Origin of the sequence: Streptoalloteichus tenebrarius (assembly GCF_024171885.1) — a bacterium.
Lineage (GTDB): Bacteria > Actinomycetota > Actinomycetes > Mycobacteriales > Pseudonocardiaceae > Streptoalloteichus > Streptoalloteichus tenebrarius.
Map to the genome: position 1 here is coordinate 1 of NZ_JAMTCP010000094.1, position 1557 is coordinate 1557.

The 1557-nt window shown below is 66.3% G+C and carries 2 protein-coding genes; both read right to left on the bottom strand.

Going from position 1 to position 1557, the window contains the following annotated elements; translation table 11 throughout:
• Positions 1-737 (bottom strand): hypothetical protein (locus tag LX15_RS32045; RefSeq protein WP_253674907.1); only part of this gene is annotated, 737 nt, incomplete at its 3' end.
• Between the two features lie 24 nt (positions 738-761).
• On the bottom strand, positions 762-1557 hold a 796-nt coding region (locus LX15_RS32050), incomplete at its 5' end, for an FG-GAP-like repeat-containing protein (protein WP_253674908.1).

Consider the following 1557-nt stretch of genomic DNA (forward strand, 5'->3'; position numbering starts at 1 on the left):
TTCCCGGGGCTCTTGATGTTGTTCGGGTAGTACCAGAGCTTCCCGTCCCGCGTCGTCGCCAGGACGTCGGCGAAACCGTCACCACTGACGTCGGTTCCCGGGTTCCCCCTGGTCCGGTGGTCCCACAGGGCGTTGGCGATCGTGACGGCGTCCTCCGTCTGTTTCGCGTACTCGCCCTTGAGATCACTTCGGGGACGCTGGACGTCGGCCGCGACCTGGCCGATGGGCAGGGACGTCCACGAGTTGTTCGGGAAGAGCCGCTGCATCTCGTTCAGAAACGCGTTGGTCGCCCAGACCGGGTCCATCCGTTGCTCATACGACCCCCAGAACTTCCGTTGCTGATAGAGCCCCACGCTGTCGTCGTGGCCACCGGTGACGTTCCGCAGATCACTTTCCACGATCACGGTGGCCATCGCGATCTCCGCCGCGCGCTTCGAAAAACCGCGGTCCTGGATGGTCTTCACGATCACCCGGGCGCAGGACACGTTGTACGCCGAAACCCCGGCCCGCATCTTCACCCTCATCTTGGGGCGTAACTCGGCGGCGATCCGCGCGTCCTCCTGGGTCTCCCCCTTCGGATCACAGGGCACCGCGGGCAGCGCGGCCAGCATCATCTCCCGGGCTTGCTCCCGGGCTTGCTCCTGGTCGCCGGCGGCGGACGCCGGAAGAACGGCTACTGACGACACCGAGGCCAGGACCGCCGCCGCGACCACGGCCGCGCGCAACACACTTCTCATCGGAAGCTCCCTCGCGCCGGCCGGTCAGAGAATGCGGTCGTAGCCACGCCAGTCACTGCCCGGCGTCACGACGCGAGTGGGGAACGGATTGTCGCCGGCCCCGCTGTTCGGGTAGAACCAGAGCTTGCCGTCCGGGTCCGTGGCCACGATGTCGGCTCGTCCGTCCCCGTTGTAGTCGCCGAGCACGACGTTGTTCATCCAGTTCCAACCGGAGCCCACGTCCGCGCCACTGGTGAACGGGATCCCGTTGTTCTTGATGATCCCGTTCACGTAGTACCACAGATGCCCGTTCGCGTCCGTGGCGAGAATGTCCGCGTAACCGTCGCCGCTCACGTCGGCGGCCATGATGCGCGTGAAACCACGCCAGTCGCCGCCGATCGCGACCCCGCCACCGAACGGCTTCTTGTCCGATCCGTTGATGTTGTTCGGGAAGTACCAGAGCTTCCCGTCGGCATCGACCGCCAACGCGTCCGCGTACCCGTCACCGGTGACGTCGGAGGCGGCGACCAGGCGGAACTTGTCCTCCGTCCAGTTCGGCCCGCCCACGTTGATCGCGGAGTCGAACGGGTGGTCGTTGCCCGAGAGCTTGTTCTGGTAGAGCCACAGCGTGCCGTCCGAGGACGTCGCCAGGAGGTCCGCGCGGCCGTCGCCGTTCACGTCACCGGCGACCACCCGCTGGTGGGTGTGCCACCTCGAGTTGTCGAAGGACACGGAGTAGCCGGACACGAACGGCAGCCCGTTGTTCCCGGGGCTCTTGATGTTGTTCGGGTAGTACCAGAGCTTCCCGTCCCGCGTCGTCGCCAGGACGTCGGCGAAACCG